This window comes from Pseudomonas sp. NFIX49 (assembly GCF_900115915.1).
Classification (GTDB): domain Bacteria; phylum Pseudomonadota; class Gammaproteobacteria; order Pseudomonadales; family Pseudomonadaceae; genus Aquipseudomonas; species Aquipseudomonas pharyngis.
In genome coordinates this window covers 791529-805083 of sequence record NZ_FOYE01000003.1, presented here as the reverse complement: position 1 = coordinate 805083, position 13555 = coordinate 791529, and the positions used below count along the sequence as shown (strand labels likewise).

Sequence of the window (13555 nt, the reverse complement as noted above, 5' to 3'; positions counted from 1 at the left end):
AAAAAATTGCGGGCCGCCCAAGAGAGTAGACCATGAGCCAAGGTATTGAATTTAATCGGTTGATGATGGACATGAAGGCCATGCAAATGGACGCCATGTCGAAGCCGAAATCGACTTCCGCTGTCCCGGAAGTGGCAGGCAGCAACTTTTCCGACATGCTCGGTCAAGCCATCAACAAAGTGAACGATACCCAGCAGGCGTCGAGCCAATTGGCCAACGCGTTCGAGATCGGCAAGAGCGGCGTCGATCTGACGGACGTGATGATTGCCTCGCAAAAGGCCAGCGTGTCGTTCCAGGCTCTGACCCAGGTGCGCAACAAGCTGGTTCAGGCTTATCAAGACATCATGCAGATGCCGGTTTAAGGACGAGATTGAGTCATGGCAGAAGCAGTCGCCGATAACGTTCCGGCCAAGGCCACCCCGATAGACGGCAAACCGCCGTTGTTCGGCCTGTCCTTCCTGGAAAACCTCTCCGAGATGACCGTGCTGCGTCAGGTGGGCCTGTTGGTCGGCCTGGCCGCGAGCGTGGCGATTGGCTTTGCCGTGGTGCTGTGGTCGCAGCAACCGGACTACCGGCCTCTGTACGGCAGCCTTGCCGGCATGGACGCCAAGCAGGTCATGGATACCCTGGCCTCCGCCGACATTCCCTACACCGTCGAACCGAATTCCGGTGCCTTGCTGGTCAAGGCCGATGACCTGTCCCGTGCGCGGCTCAAGCTCGCGGCCGCTGGTGTCACTCCCAGCGACGGCAACATCGGTTTTGAAATCCTCGACAAGGAACAGGGTCTGGGCACCAGCCAGTTCATGGAAGCGACCCGTTATCGTCGCGGCCTGGAAGGCGAACTGGCCCGCACCATTTCCAGCCTGAACAACGTCAAGGGCGCGCGCGTTCACCTGGCGATCCCGAAAAGTTCGGTGTTCGTCCGTGACGAGCGCAAGCCAAGCGCTTCGGTACTGGTCGAGCTGTACTCCGGTCGTTCGCTGGAGCCAGGCCAGGTCGTCGCCATCATCAATCTGGTGGCCACCTCCGTTCCCGAGCTGAGCAAATCGCAGATCACCGTCGTCGACCAGAAGGGCAACCTGCTGTCGGATCAGGCGGAAAACTCCGAAATGACCATGGCCGGCAAGCAGTTCGACTACAGCCGCCGCATGGAAAGCATGCTCACCCAGCGTGTGCACAACATTCTGCAACCGGTACTGGGCAACGATCGCTACAAGGCTGAAGTCTCGGCTGACGTCGATTTCAGTGCCGTCGAATCGACCGCCGAGCAGTTCAACCCGGATCAACCGGCCCTGCGCAGCGAACAGTCGGTCAACGAACAACGCACTGCCAGCAATGGCCCGCAAGGTGTGCCGGGTGCCTTGAGCAACCAGCCACCTTCGCCGGCTTCGGCGCCGCAGACCACCGGTGGCGCCGCCGCCCCGGCGAGCATGGTGCAGCCAGGCCAGCCACTGGTTGATGCCAACGGTCAGCAGATCATGGACCCGGCCACCGGCCAGCCGATGCTCGCGCCGTATCCGGCGGACAAGCGTCAACAATCCACCAAGAACTTCGAGCTCGACCGCTCCATCAGCCACACCAAACAGCAGCAGGGTCGCCTGAATCGCCTGTCGGTGTCGGTTGTGGTGGACGATCAGGTCAAAATCAACCCGGCCAACGGTGAAACCACACGTGCGCCGTGGAGCGCCGACGAATTGGCGCGCTTCACCCGTCTGGTACAGGACGCCGTCGGCTTCGACGCCAGCCGTGGCGACAGCGTCAGCGTGATCAACATGCCGTTCTCCGCCGAGCGCGGCGAAGTGATCGCCGACATTCCGTTCTACTCCCAGCCATGGTTCTGGGACATCGTCAAACAAGTGCTGGGCGTGTTGTTCATCCTGGTGCTGGTGTTCGGCGTGCTGCGTCCGGTGCTCAACAACATCACCGGTGGCGGCAAAAGCAAGGAGCTGGCCGGTCTGGGCGGCGACATGGAACTCGGTGGCATGGGCGGTCTGGATGGTGAACTGTCCAACGATCGCGTCAGCCTCGGCGGCCCGACCAGCATTCTGCTGCCGAGCCCGAGCGAGGGTTATGACGCACAGTTGAACGCAATCAAGAGTCTGGTGGCAGAAGACCCGGGTCGTGTGGCCCAGGTCGTGAAAGAGTGGATTAACGCAGATGAGTGATAACCGAGCCGCCGTCGCCAAACTGTCCCGGGTCGATAAAGCCGCGATTCTGCTGCTGTCCCTGGGTTCGACCGATGCTGCACAAGTGCTGCGCCACATGGGCCCCAAAGAGGTTCAGCGGGTTGGCGTGGCCATGGCCCAGATGGGCAACGTTCACCGTGAGCAGGTCGAGCAGGTCATGAGCGAGTTCGTCGACATCGTCGGCGACCAGACCAGCCTGGGCGTCGGCTCCGACGACTACGTGCGCAAAATGCTCACCCAGGCCCTGGGTGAAGACAAGGCCAACGGCCTGATCGACCGCATTCTGCTGGGCGGCAACACCAGTGGCCTCGACAGCCTGAAATGGATGGAGCCGCGCGCCGTTGCCGACGTGATCCGTTACGAGCACCCACAGATCCAGGCGATCGTGGTGGCGTACCTCGATCCGGATCAGGCCGGTGAAGTGCTGGGCAACTTCGACCACAAGGTGCGTCTGGACATCATCCTGCGCGTCTCGTCGTTGAACACCGTGCAGCCGGCCGCGCTGAAAGAATTGAACCAGATCCTCGAGAAGCAGTTCTCCGGCAACTCGAACGCTTCGCGCACCACCCTGGGTGGCATCAAGCGGGCGGCGGACATCATGAACTTCCTCGACAGCTCGATCGAAGGCCAGCTCATGGACTCGATCCGCGAAGTCGACGAAGACCTGTCCGGTCAGATCGAAGACCTCATGTTCGTGTTCAACAACCTGGCCGATGTCGACGACCGCGGGATCCAGGCACTGTTGCGCGAAGTCTCTTCCGATGTGCTGGTGCTGGCCCTCAAGGGGTCGGACGAAGGCGTCAAGGAGAAGATTTTCAAGAACATGTCCAAGCGTGCCGCCGAACTGCTGCGCGACGACCTCGAGGCCAAGGGCCCGGTGCGCGTCAGCGACGTGGAGACTGCGCAGAAGGAAATCCTCACCATCGCCCGCCGTATGGCCGAAGCCGGAGAAATCGTGCTCGGTGGCAAGGGCGGCGAGGAAATGATCTAAGCCCATGGACAAGCATGACGACGATGTGACGGACCTGATCCGTGCCCGGGACGTCCGCGGTTTCGATACCTGGGCCTTGCCCAGCTTCGATCCGCCGGCGCCTGAGCCCGAGCCGGAACCGGAGCCTGAACCGCCGGAAATGGAAGAAGTGCCGCTGGAGGAAGTCCAGCCACTGACCCTCGAAGAGCTCGAAAGCATCCGTCAGGAGGCCTACAACGAGGGCTTCGCCATCGGCGAAAAGGAAGGCTTTCACAGCGCCACCCTCAAGGTGCGTCAGGACGCCGAAGTGGTCCTGACGGCCAAGGTCGACAGCCTTGAGCAACTGATGGCGCACCTGTTCGAGCCTATTGCCGAGCAAGACACCCAGATCGAAAAATCGCTGGTCGACCTCGTGCAGCACATCGCCAAACAGGTGATTCAGCGCGAACTGGCCATCGACTCGACGCAGATCGAACACGTCATGCGCGACGCGCTCAAGCTGTTGCCGCTGGGCGTGGGCAATGTGCGGCTGTACGTCAATCCGCAGGATTTCGAGCAGGTCAAAGCCCTGCGCGAACGTCATGAGGAAACCTGGCGCATCGTCGAGGACGAAACCCTGCTGCCGGGCGGTTGCCGGGTCGAGACCGACCACAGCCGGATCGACGCCAGTATCGAAACCCGCGTCAGCCAGGTCATGTCCAAGCTGTTCGACCAGTTGCATGAGCAGGCCCTGCACCCGGCCGCGCCGGATCTGAGCCTGGACTTGCCGGAAACGCCGAAACCGGCACCGGTCGCAGAAGAGCCGCTCGCGGACGCCCCCGATGCGCCTTGAACGCACCAGCTTCGCCAAGCGCCTGAGCACCTACGCCGAGGCCACCGAAATCGCCGGTGCGCCGATTCTCGAAGGGCGCCTGCTGCGCATGGTCGGCCTGACGCTCGAAGCCGAAGGCCTGCGCGCCGCCATGGGCACCCGCTGCATGGTGATCAACGACGACACCTATCACCCGTCCCAGGTGGAAGCCGAAGTCATGGGCTTTTCCGGCAGCAAGGTGTTCCTGATGCCGGTCGGCAGCGTGGCCGGCATTGCCCCGGGCGCCCGCGTGGTGCCGCTGGCCGACACCGGTCGCTTGCCGATGGGCATGAGCATGCTCGGTCGCGTGCTGGACGGCGCCGGACGGGCGCTGGACGGCAAGGGCGGCATGAAGGCCGAAGACTGGGTGCCGATGGACGGCCCGACGATCAACCCGCTCAACCGAGACCCGATCAGCGAACCGCTGGACGTCGGCATCCGTAGCATCAACGGATTGTTGACGGTCGGTCGCGGTCAGCGTCTGGGTCTGTTCGCCGGTACCGGTGTCGGTAAATCCGTGCTGCTGGGCATGATGACCCGCTTTACCGAGGCCGACATTATCGTCGTCGGCCTGATCGGTGAGCGGGGTCGAGAAGTTAAAGAGTTCATCGAGCACATCCTCGGTGAAGAAGGCCTCAAGCGCTCCGTAGTGGTGGCGTCGCCGGCGGACGACGCGCCGCTGATGCGTCTGCGCGCGGCGATGTACTGCACGCGGATCGCCGAATATTTCCGCGACAAGGGCAAGAACGTCCTGTTGCTGATGGATTCCCTGACCCGTTTCGCCCAGGCCCAGCGGGAAATCGCCCTGGCCATCGGTGAGCCGCCGGCGACCAAGGGTTATCCGCCGTCGGTATTCGCCAAACTGCCGAAACTGGTGGAGCGCGCCGGTAACGCGGAGAAGGGCGGTGGTTCGATCACAGCGTTCTATACCGTGCTGTCCGAGGGCGATGACCAGCAGGACCCGATTGCCGACTCCGCGCGGGGGGTACTCGACGGGCACATCGTGCTGTCCCGGCGGCTGGCCGAGGAAGGGCATTACCCGGCCATCGATATCGAAGCCTCGATCAGCCGGGTGATGCCCGCAGTCGTGGCGCCGGAACACATGCAGCGCGCGCAATACTTCAAGCAGCTGTGGTCGCGCTATCAACAGAGTCGCGACCTGATCAGCGTCGGCGCCTATGTTGCTGGCGGTGACCGCGAGACAGACCTTGCCATCAATCTGCAACCGCAACTGGTCAGATACCTGCGTCAGGGGCTCAACGACAAAATCAGCCTGGGTGAAAGCGAGGCGTACCTCGAAACGATTTTCGCCCCGGCGGCCGGCGGGTAACCGGTCATGGCCCTGAGTCGAGCCGCGCGTCTGGCGCCGGTGGTGGACATGGCCGAGAAGGCCGAGAAAACCGCCGTGCAACGCCTGGGCTACTTTCAGGGGCAGGTGAAAGTCGCCGAGAGCAAACTCGCCGACCTCAACGCCTTTCGTCTGGATTATTCGCAGCAGTGGATCGTGCGCGGCAGCACCGGCGTGACCGGCCAATGGCTGCTGGGTTTTCAGGGCTTCCTGGCGCAACTCGACACCGCCGTCGATCAGCAGCGCCAGAGCCTGCAATGGCACCAGAACAACCTGGACAAGGCCCGTGACGCCTGGCAACAGGCATTCGCCCGGGTCGAGGGCCTGCGCAAACTTGTACAACGTTATCGTGATGAGGCGCAGCGCGCCGAAGACAAGCGCGAACAGAAGCTGCTGGACGAGTTGTCCCAGCGTTTGCCGCGTCATGAGGCGTTTTGACGAGCCGATCTCTGACAGATCCCGACGCTATCGCGCCTTGCCCATGACCCCTCCAAGTGCTACACCTTGTACAGGTTCGTCAATGACAAGGAAGCCAGTACATGTCAGTCGTTACAGAAGTGTCTGCGGATGGGCAAAAGTTGACGATTTCCGTCAAGGGCCGATTCGACTTCGGTCGCCATCAGGAATTTCGCGAGTCCTACGAGCGGCTCACTAAAAAGCCTGACTCCATTGTGGTGGATCTCAAGGATGCCACCTATCTCGACAGTTCGGCCCTGGGCATGTTGCTTCTGTTGCGTGATCACGCCGGCGGTGACGACTCGGATGTGCGGGTGGTCAACAGCAATTCGGATGTGCGCAAGATCCTCGCCATCTCCAACTTCGACAAATTGTTCGACATCAGTTGACGGCCATGCAGCCGCTAGAGCCGCTGACGATCCTGATCGCCGAAGACAGCGCCGCCGACCGGCTGTTGTTGTCGACCATCGTCCGTCGCCAGGGGCACGAGGTGCTGACGGCCACCCATGGTGAGGAGGCGGTGGAGGCATTTATCCGGCAAAAGCCGCATCTGGTATTGATGGACGCCATGATGCCGGTGATGGACGGGTTTGAAGCCGCACGCCAGATCAAGAAGCTGGCGGGTGAGAACCTGGTGCCGATCATCTTCCTCACGTCGCTGACGGAAAGTGAAGCCCTGGCCCGTTGCCTTGAGGCCGGCGGTGACGACTTTCTGGCGAAGCCTTACAACCAGGTGATCCTCGCCGCCAAAATAAAGGCGATGGATCGCTTGCGACGTTTACAGGCCACGGTTCTTCAGCAGCGCGATCTGATCGCCAAACACCACGACTATCTGCTCAACGAGCAGCGGGTCGCCAAGGCCGTGTTCGACAAGGTCGCGCATTCCGGTTGCCTGAGTGCACCGAACATCCGTTACCTGCAATCACCCTATGCGCTGTTCAACGGCGACCTGTTGTTGGCCGCGTACACCCCGGCCGGCGACATGCATGTGTTGCTCGGTGATTTCACCGGTCACGGTTTGCCGGCGGCGGTCGGCGCCATGCCGCTTGCCGAGGTGTTCTATGGCATGACGGCCAAGGGTTACGGCCTGGCCGAGACCCTGCGGGAAATGAACGCCAAGCTCAAGCGCATCCTGCCGGTGGACATGTTCTGCTGCGCGACGCTGTTGTGCCTGAGTTTTCAGCGGCGCTCGGTGGAGGTCTGGAACGGCGGCATGCCCGACGGCTATCTGCATTGTCTCGCCACCGGGGAGCGCACGCCGCTGGCGGCACGCCACCTGCCGCTGGGGGTGCTCAGCCCGCAGACTTTCGATGACCGCACCGAGGTTCACCCGATGGCGGTGGGTGATCGGGTGTTCTTGCTCTCGGACGGGGTCATCGACACCTGCGATGCCAACGATCAGTTGTTTGGTGTCGAGCGCCTGCACCAGGTGTTCGCTGCCAATCGCCAGCCGGATCGGCTGTTCGAGGACATCGAGCAGGCGTTGCAGGACTTTCGCGGTGAGGCCCGGGACGATGTGAGCATGGTCGAAGTCAGCCTGCTGGAGGCCGAGCAGATCAATCCATCGGCGCCGGTGTATTCCGACAGCGGCCAGTCCTGTCCGCTGGACTGGTCAGTGAGCTTCGAATTTCGCGGCGCCACGCTCAAGCGCTTCAATCCGTTGCCTTACCTGTTGCAGTTGCTGCTGGAAGTGCATGGATTGCGGGCGCAGAGTGGCGCACTGTACAGCGTGCTGGCCGAGCTTTATTCCAATGCGCTGGAGCATGGTGTATTGGGCCTGGACTCGAGCCTCAAGCGCGATGCCTCGGGCTTCGCCCATTATTACGAGCAGCGCAATGCGCGCCTCGAGGCCCTGCAGGACGGTTACGTGCGGGTGCATTTGCAGGTGCGGCCGGAAGGCGAGGGTGGTTGTCTAGTGGTGCGAGTCGAAGACAGCGGCCAGGGATTCGACGTCGCGCGCGTGATGGAGCGGCCGCTCGACGATGTCCGTCTGTCGGGGCGCGGTGTCAGTCTGGTCCGGCAATTGGCCCGAAATGCCAGCTGGTCAGACGATGGTCGCAGTGCCCGCGTGGAGTTTTTCTGGGAGGCTCTGGCATAATCCGCGCATTCTTGATCAGGGAGTGAACAAGTGGCTGATACACATGTGGACCACGAGGCGCTGAGCGCGCTGCGGGAAGTGATGGAAGACAGCTATCCGGAACTGCTGGATACCTTTCTTGCCGATTCCGAAAATCGCCTGCGGGAGTTGCAGCAGACTGCCGATGCCGACGCATTGTCTTCCGTTGCGCACAGCTTCAAGGGCAGCAGCAGCAACATGGGCGCGACCCGTCTTGCGGTGCTGTGCCAGGAGCTGGAACAGCATGCCAAAGACAAAAGCCCTTCTGAAATCATCAAACTGGTTGCCGACATCCATAGCGAATTCGCGGATGTGCGGCCCGTTTATGTCGCCGAGCGACAGCGCTCGCTGACGCACTGATTCTGCCGTCGGGCGGTTTTGCAGGTTTCCTGGCGAAACTGGCCCGGCACTTGCAGTCATCTATCCCAACTGTACCTACGATCCCAGTGCAGCGGAGACCGTGCCATGCCTGCAAGCCCCAACATTCTTCTTCAGACCGCCGCCCAGGCCAAGGCGCAAGCTGCCTCGGCCAAATCATCGGCAGTGGCCGCAGAGCCCGGGGACAAGGCCTCCAGCTTCGCTCAGGTGTTCGCCGACCAGGGCGCGAACAAGCCCTCGGTGACCGTCGACAATTCGCTCAAGCCTGCCCGTGACAAGGTTGCCGACAACACTGGCAAGAAAGACCTCGGCAAGGATCAGTCTGCCGCCCCGACGCCGGCGGTTGCCGATAGCGGCAAAGCCTTGCCCGCCGACAAACCGACGACGGCGGCAACGGACGACAAGACCACGGCCGATGACGAAACGGCTGAAACAGCGCCGGCCCCCGTTGCCGAAACGGCGCCGGTGGACCCGGCACTGGTGGCGGCGGTGGAGCCCGTCGTCACGGCACCGGTGGTGGACACGTCGGTCGTCGAGACAGCTGCGCAACCGGAAACCGACAAACCTGCCGTGGCGGCATTGCCAGGAATGGTCAAGGATCCGGCGCCGGCCACTGACCCGGCCTTCGACCCCGAGGCGGATCCGCTGGATTCGCTTCCCGCCGTGCGCCTGGCTATGGAGCAGAGCGGTCACATTTCCGCTTCCAGCCAGTCCCAGCCCAAGGCCACCCCGGCCCAGGCGCAGGCCGACGGTGAGTTGACCTCGGCGCAGAACTTCGCTGCCGGTATGGCCAGCATGCTGGATGTGCAGGCTGACAAGGACAGCACCAGCCAGGGCGGCGAGAAGGCGTTCAGCGGTTTGATCGATGACGGCCTGAAGGACCTGAAGACCGCCACCAGCGACACCCGCGTGGATGATTTCGCCAACCGTCTGGCGGCGCTGACCCAGGCGGCCACGCCGAAAACCGCCAACGCGGTGCCGGTGAACCAACCGATTGCCATGCACCAGAACGGCTGGACCGAAGAAGTGGTCAACCGGGTCATGTACCTGTCGAGCAATAACCTGAAGGCCGCCGACATCCAATTGCAGCCTGCGGAGCTTGGGCGTCTGGATATCCGGGTGAACATGGTGCCGGACCAGCAGACCCAAGTGACCTTCATGAGCGCGCATCCGAGCGTGCGTGAAGCCCTCGACGGTCAGATGCACCGCCTGCGCGACATGTTCAACCAGCAAGGCATGGGGCAGGTCGACGTCAACGTGTCCGACCAGAATCGTGGTTGGCAGGGCCAGGGCCAGGGCCAGGAACAGGCGCAGCAGGGGCAGAGTGGTCGCACCAGCGCTGCCGGCGGTCGCCTGGATTCGGCTGAAGAAGAGTTGACGCCAGCGGCGGTCGCTGAAGCGGCGGCCACCGCCACTCACGTGATCGGCTCCAGCGCCGTCGACTACTACGCCTGATCAAATCAAAAGCCCCTCACCCTAGCCCTCCCGAAACGTCGGACCGCCCGGAGGGAGAGGGAACTGATTGGGGGATGCTTGAGATGCTCGCTAACCTTATTGTTTGGGCTGAATCCAAGTCGACTCGGTGCCTCAGGTCGATATATCACAACAAGACAACTCGATCGGCTCCCTCTCCCTCCGGGAGAGGGCTGGGGTGAGGGTTGCTTTTGACTTCAGCGTTGTCTCCGCTACTACCTACACTTCTGGCATAACACTTGCTCTTGCCTTGCCGTGCGACTGTGAAAACCCGATTAGTGACGGATTATTGGCATGGCGAAGAGCGAAGCTGCAGCAGTAAAAGACCCCGCAACCAAAGGCAAACTCAAGATGATCATTGCGATCGTGCTCGGGTTGCTGCTGGCCATCGGTGCATCTGTGGGGGCGACCTGGTTCTTCATGCACAGTGCCCAGAGCAAGCCTGCGGCGACCGCCGAAGCGGCCCCGGTCGGCAAGCAACCGGCGATTTTCGAGCCCATGGCGCCGGCCTTCGTGGCCAACTACAACCAGAACGGCCGTCAGCGCTACATGCAGGTGAGCATCACCATGCTGGCGCGCAACCAGGCTGATCTGGAAGCGCTCAAAGTGCACATGCCGGTGATCCGCAACAACCTGGTGATGCTCTTCTCCGGTCAGGATTTCGCCACGCTGGCGACCCCGGTCGGTCAAGAGATGTTGCGCCAGAAGGCCACAGCCAGCGTCCAGGAAGTGGCGCAGAAAGAGCTGGGCAAAGTGGTGATCGAACAGTTGCTTTTCACTAATTTCGTACTGCAGTAGGAACACGACATGGCCGTGCAGGATCTGCTGTCCCAGGATGAAATCGACGCGCTGTTGCATGGCGTCGACGATGGTCTGGTACAGACCGATAACGCTGCCGAACCCGGCAGTGTCAAAAGCTACGACCTGACCAGCCAGGATCGCATCGTCCGTGGACGCATGCCGACTCTGGAAATGATCAACGAGCGTTTTGCCCGCTACACCCGCATCAGCATGTTCAACATGCTGCGCCGCTCGGCGGACGTTGCCGTCGGTGGCGTACAGGTGATGAAGTTCGGCGAATACGTGCACTCGCTGTACGTGCCGACCAGCCTCAACCTGGTCAAGATCAAACCCCTGCGCGGCACCGCGCTGTTCATCCTCGACGCCAAACTGGTGTTCAAACTGGTGGACAACTTCTTCGGCGGCGACGGCCGTCACGCCAAGATCGAAGGGCGTGAATTCACCCCGACCGAACTGCGCGTGGTGCGCATGGTGCTGGAGCAGGCGTTCGTCGATTTGAAGGAAGCCTGGCAGGCGATCATGGAAGTCAACTTCGAGTACATCAACTCGGAAGTGAACCCGGCCATGGCCAACATCGTCGGCCCGAGCGAAGCGATCGTGGTCTCCACGTTCCACATCGAACTCGACGGCGGCGGCGGCGATCTGCACGTGACCATGCCGTACTCGATGATCGAGCCGGTGCGCGAAATGCTCGACGCCGGTTTCCAGTCGGACCTCGACGACCAGGACGAACGCTGGGTCAATGCCCTGCGCCAGGACGTGCTCGACGTCGACGTGCCGATCGGTGCCACCGTGGCCCGCCGCCAGTTGAAGCTGCGCGACATCCTGCACATGCAGCCGGGTGACGTGATTCCGGTCGAGATGCCGGAAGACATGATCATGCGCGCCAACGGCGTGCCGGCCTTCAAGGTCAAGATGGGCTCGCACAAAGGCAACCTCGCGTTGCAAGTGATCGAGCCGATCGAGCGCCGCTGAAACGGCGCCCTCACTCCCTGATTCTTTTACCGGTTTTTTGCCCGCCGAGGACAAATGATGAACGACGATATGAACACCCAGGACGATCAGGCACTGGCCGATGAATGGGCTGCCGCCCTGGAAGAAACCGGTGAAGCCGGGCAGGCCGACATCGACGCGCTGCTGGCCGCCGATGCAGGTGCTTCGAGCTCCAACCGTCTGCCGATGGAAGAGTTCGGCAGCGTGCCGAAGAACAACGATCCAGTGACCCTCGACGGTCCGAACCTGGACGTGATTCTCGACATCCCGGTGTCGATCTCGATGGAAGTGGGCAGCACCGACATCAACATCCGCAACCTGCTGCAACTCAACCAGGGTTCGGTGATCGAGCTCGATCGTCTGGCCGGCGAGCCGCTGGACGTGTTGGTCAACGGCACCCTGATCGCTCACGGTGAAGTGGTGGTGGTCAACGAAAAGTTCGGCATTCGTCTGACTGACGTGATCAGCCCGAGCGAACGCATCAAGAAGCTGCGCTGAGTGAAAAAGCTTCTGGGGGCGTTGTTCGGCCTGGCACTGGCGTTGCCGTTCAGCGTGCTGGCGGCCGAGCCGGTGGCGACCACGGCAGCGGCGGCTGCGCCGGCCGTCAACAGCGGCGTGGCGGGTCAGCTGACGCAACTGGTGCTGGGTCTGTTGCTGGTGCTGGGGTTGATTTTCTTCCTCGCCTGGCTGTTGCGCCGGGTGCAGCAGGCAGGTCCCGCCGGCAAGGGCCAGGTGATCGAGTTGATCGGTTCCCGCGCGCTCGGGCCGCGTGACCGTCTGATGCTGGTGCAGGTCGGCAACGAGCAGATCCTGCTCGGCCTCAGCCCCGGAACCATCACTGCGCTGCACGTGCTCAAAGAGCCGGTCGAGGTGCCGAGCACCGCCGACAAAGCGACTCCGGAATTTGCCCAGCATCTGTTGAAGATCCTCGGCAAGGATCAGAAGGATAAGAAGTAATGGGTGCGTTGCGCATCGTCTTGACCCTGGCCTTGATGTTGGCCGCGCCGCTGGCATTCGCCGCCGATCCGTTGTCGATCCCGGCGATCACTTTGGGCACCAATGCCGAGGGCGCGCAGGAGTATTCGGTCAGCCTGCAGATCCTGCTGATCATGACGGCGCTGAGCTTCATTCCGGCCGCCGTCATCCTGATGACCAGTTTCACCCGGATCATCATCGTCTTCTCGATCCTGCGTCAGGCCCTGGGCTTGCAGCAGACGCCGTCGAACCAGATCCTCACCGGCATGGCGCTGTTCCTGACGCTGTTCATCATGGCGCCGGTGTTCGATCGCGTGAACAACGATGCCTTGCAGCCGTACCTCGCGGAAAAGCTGACGGCCCAGCAGGCAGTGGAAAAGGCCCAGGTGCCGATCAAGGATTTCATGCTCGCCCAGACCCGCTCCAGCGACCTGGAGCTGTTCATGCGCCTGTCCAAGCGCACCGACATCGCGACGCCGGATCAGGCGCCGCTGACGATTCTGGTGCCGGCCTTCGTGACGTCTGAACTGAAGACCGCGTTCCAGATCGGCTTCATGATCTTCATCCCGTTCCTGATCATCGACCTGGTGGTCGCGAGCGTGCTGATGGCGATGGGTATGATGATGCTGTCGCCGCTGATCATCTCGCTGCCGTTCAAAATCATGCTGTTCGTGCTGGTGGATGGCTGGGCGCTGATCATCGGCACCCTGGCCAGCAGTTTCGGAGGTGTATCGCCATGACGCCAGAAGTAGCGGTCGACATCTTTCGCGAGGCCCTGTGGCTGACCACCATGATGGTGGCGATCCTGGTGGTCCCGAGTCTGTTGGTGGGCCTGCTGGTGTCAATGTTCCAGGCCGCCACCCAGATCAACGAACAGACCCTGAGCTTCCTGCCGCGTCTGCTGGTGATGCTGGTGACGCTGATCGTCGCCGGCCCGTGGCTGGTGCAGACGTTCATGGAATACATCACCCAGTTGTACAAAAACATTCCGATGGTCATCGGCTAAGCC

Annotated in this window: 16 protein-coding genes; all 16 read left to right on the top strand. The window is 62.0% G+C overall.

Annotation, left to right across the window (positions count from 1 at the left end; translation table 11 throughout):
• Window positions 1-32 precede the first annotated feature (32 nt).
• The 16 genes from fliE to fliQ all read left to right on the top strand — a co-directional run bounded on the left by fliE (window position 33) and on the right by fliQ (window position 13552).
• Window positions 33-362, top strand: coding sequence for a flagellar hook-basal body complex protein FliE (gene fliE / locus BMZ46_RS11870; protein ID WP_011333048.1), 330 nt, complete (start codon window positions 33-35; stop codon window positions 360-362).
• 15 nt (window positions 363-377) lie between these two features.
• The gene (gene fliF, locus BMZ46_RS11865; RefSeq protein WP_007958290.1) at window positions 378-2165 is read left to right on the top strand and encodes a flagellar basal-body MS-ring/collar protein FliF; all 1788 of its coding nucleotides are present in this window, start codon (window positions 378-380) and stop codon (window positions 2163-2165) included.
• Window positions 2158-3177: a flagellar motor switch protein FliG gene (gene fliG, locus BMZ46_RS11860; protein ID WP_007958288.1), complete on the top strand. Its 1020-nt coding sequence runs from the start codon at window positions 2158-2160 to the stop codon at window positions 3175-3177. Before fliF ends, fliG begins: the two co-directional genes overlap by 8 nt.
• Before the next feature lie 4 nt (window positions 3178-3181).
• Complete coding sequence (gene fliH, locus BMZ46_RS11855) at window positions 3182-3988, top strand: flagellar assembly protein FliH (RefSeq protein WP_074687537.1); 807 nt, start codon at window positions 3182-3184, stop codon at window positions 3986-3988.
• Window positions 3978-5336 (top strand): flagellar protein export ATPase FliI, encoded by a 1359-nt coding sequence (fliI, locus tag BMZ46_RS11850; protein WP_039765593.1) that lies wholly within the window; start codon window positions 3978-3980, stop codon window positions 5334-5336. The genes fliH and fliI overlap by 11 nt, the downstream gene beginning before the upstream one ends.
• A gap of 6 nt (window positions 5337-5342) precedes the next feature.
• Entirely contained in the window at window positions 5343-5792 is a 450-nt protein-coding gene (gene fliJ / locus BMZ46_RS11845) for a flagellar export protein FliJ (protein ID WP_011333052.1), read from the top strand.
• Between the two features lie 101 nt (window positions 5793-5893).
• Window positions 5894-6199: an STAS domain-containing protein gene (locus tag BMZ46_RS11840; protein WP_039765597.1), complete on the top strand. Its 306-nt coding sequence runs from the start codon at window positions 5894-5896 to the stop codon at window positions 6197-6199.
• A gap of 5 nt (window positions 6200-6204) precedes the next feature.
• The gene (locus BMZ46_RS11835) at window positions 6205-7908 is read left to right on the top strand and encodes an ATP-binding SpoIIE family protein phosphatase (protein ID WP_074687538.1); all 1704 of its coding nucleotides are present in this window, start codon (window positions 6205-6207) and stop codon (window positions 7906-7908) included.
• Window positions 7909-7938: 30 nt separating this feature from the next.
• Entirely contained in the window at window positions 7939-8286 is a 348-nt protein-coding gene (locus BMZ46_RS11830) for an Hpt domain-containing protein (RefSeq protein WP_007951942.1), read from the top strand.
• 105 nt (window positions 8287-8391) lie between these two features.
• A complete protein-coding gene (locus tag BMZ46_RS11825) occupies window positions 8392-9759 on the top strand; it encodes a flagellar hook-length control protein FliK (RefSeq protein WP_074687539.1) in 1368 nt (455 codons plus the stop codon).
• Window positions 9760-10071: 312 nt separating this feature from the next.
• Window positions 10072-10575, top strand: a complete 504-nt coding sequence (gene fliL, locus BMZ46_RS11820; protein ID WP_039765603.1) for a flagellar basal body-associated protein FliL — start codon at window positions 10072-10074, stop codon at window positions 10573-10575.
• A gap of 9 nt (window positions 10576-10584) precedes the next feature.
• Complete coding sequence (gene fliM / locus BMZ46_RS11815; RefSeq protein ID WP_003222890.1) at window positions 10585-11553, top strand: flagellar motor switch protein FliM; 969 nt, start codon at window positions 10585-10587, stop codon at window positions 11551-11553.
• A gap of 57 nt (window positions 11554-11610) precedes the next feature.
• Complete coding sequence (fliN, locus tag BMZ46_RS11810) at window positions 11611-12069, top strand: flagellar motor switch protein FliN (RefSeq protein ID WP_007951948.1); 459 nt, start codon at window positions 11611-11613, stop codon at window positions 12067-12069.
• The gene (gene fliO / locus BMZ46_RS11805) at window positions 12070-12528 is read left to right on the top strand and encodes a flagellar biosynthetic protein FliO (RefSeq protein WP_074687540.1); all 459 of its coding nucleotides are present in this window, start codon (window positions 12070-12072) and stop codon (window positions 12526-12528) included.
• On the top strand, window positions 12528-13286 hold the full coding sequence (gene fliP, locus BMZ46_RS11800; RefSeq protein ID WP_007951950.1) for a flagellar type III secretion system pore protein FliP: 759 nt from the start codon (window positions 12528-12530) through the stop codon (window positions 13284-13286). Before fliO ends, fliP begins: the two co-directional genes overlap by 1 nt.
• Complete coding sequence (fliQ, locus tag BMZ46_RS11795; protein ID WP_007951951.1) at window positions 13283-13552, top strand: flagellar biosynthesis protein FliQ; 270 nt, start codon at window positions 13283-13285, stop codon at window positions 13550-13552. The genes fliP and fliQ overlap by 4 nt, the downstream gene beginning before the upstream one ends.
• Window positions 13553-13555 lie beyond the last annotated feature (3 nt).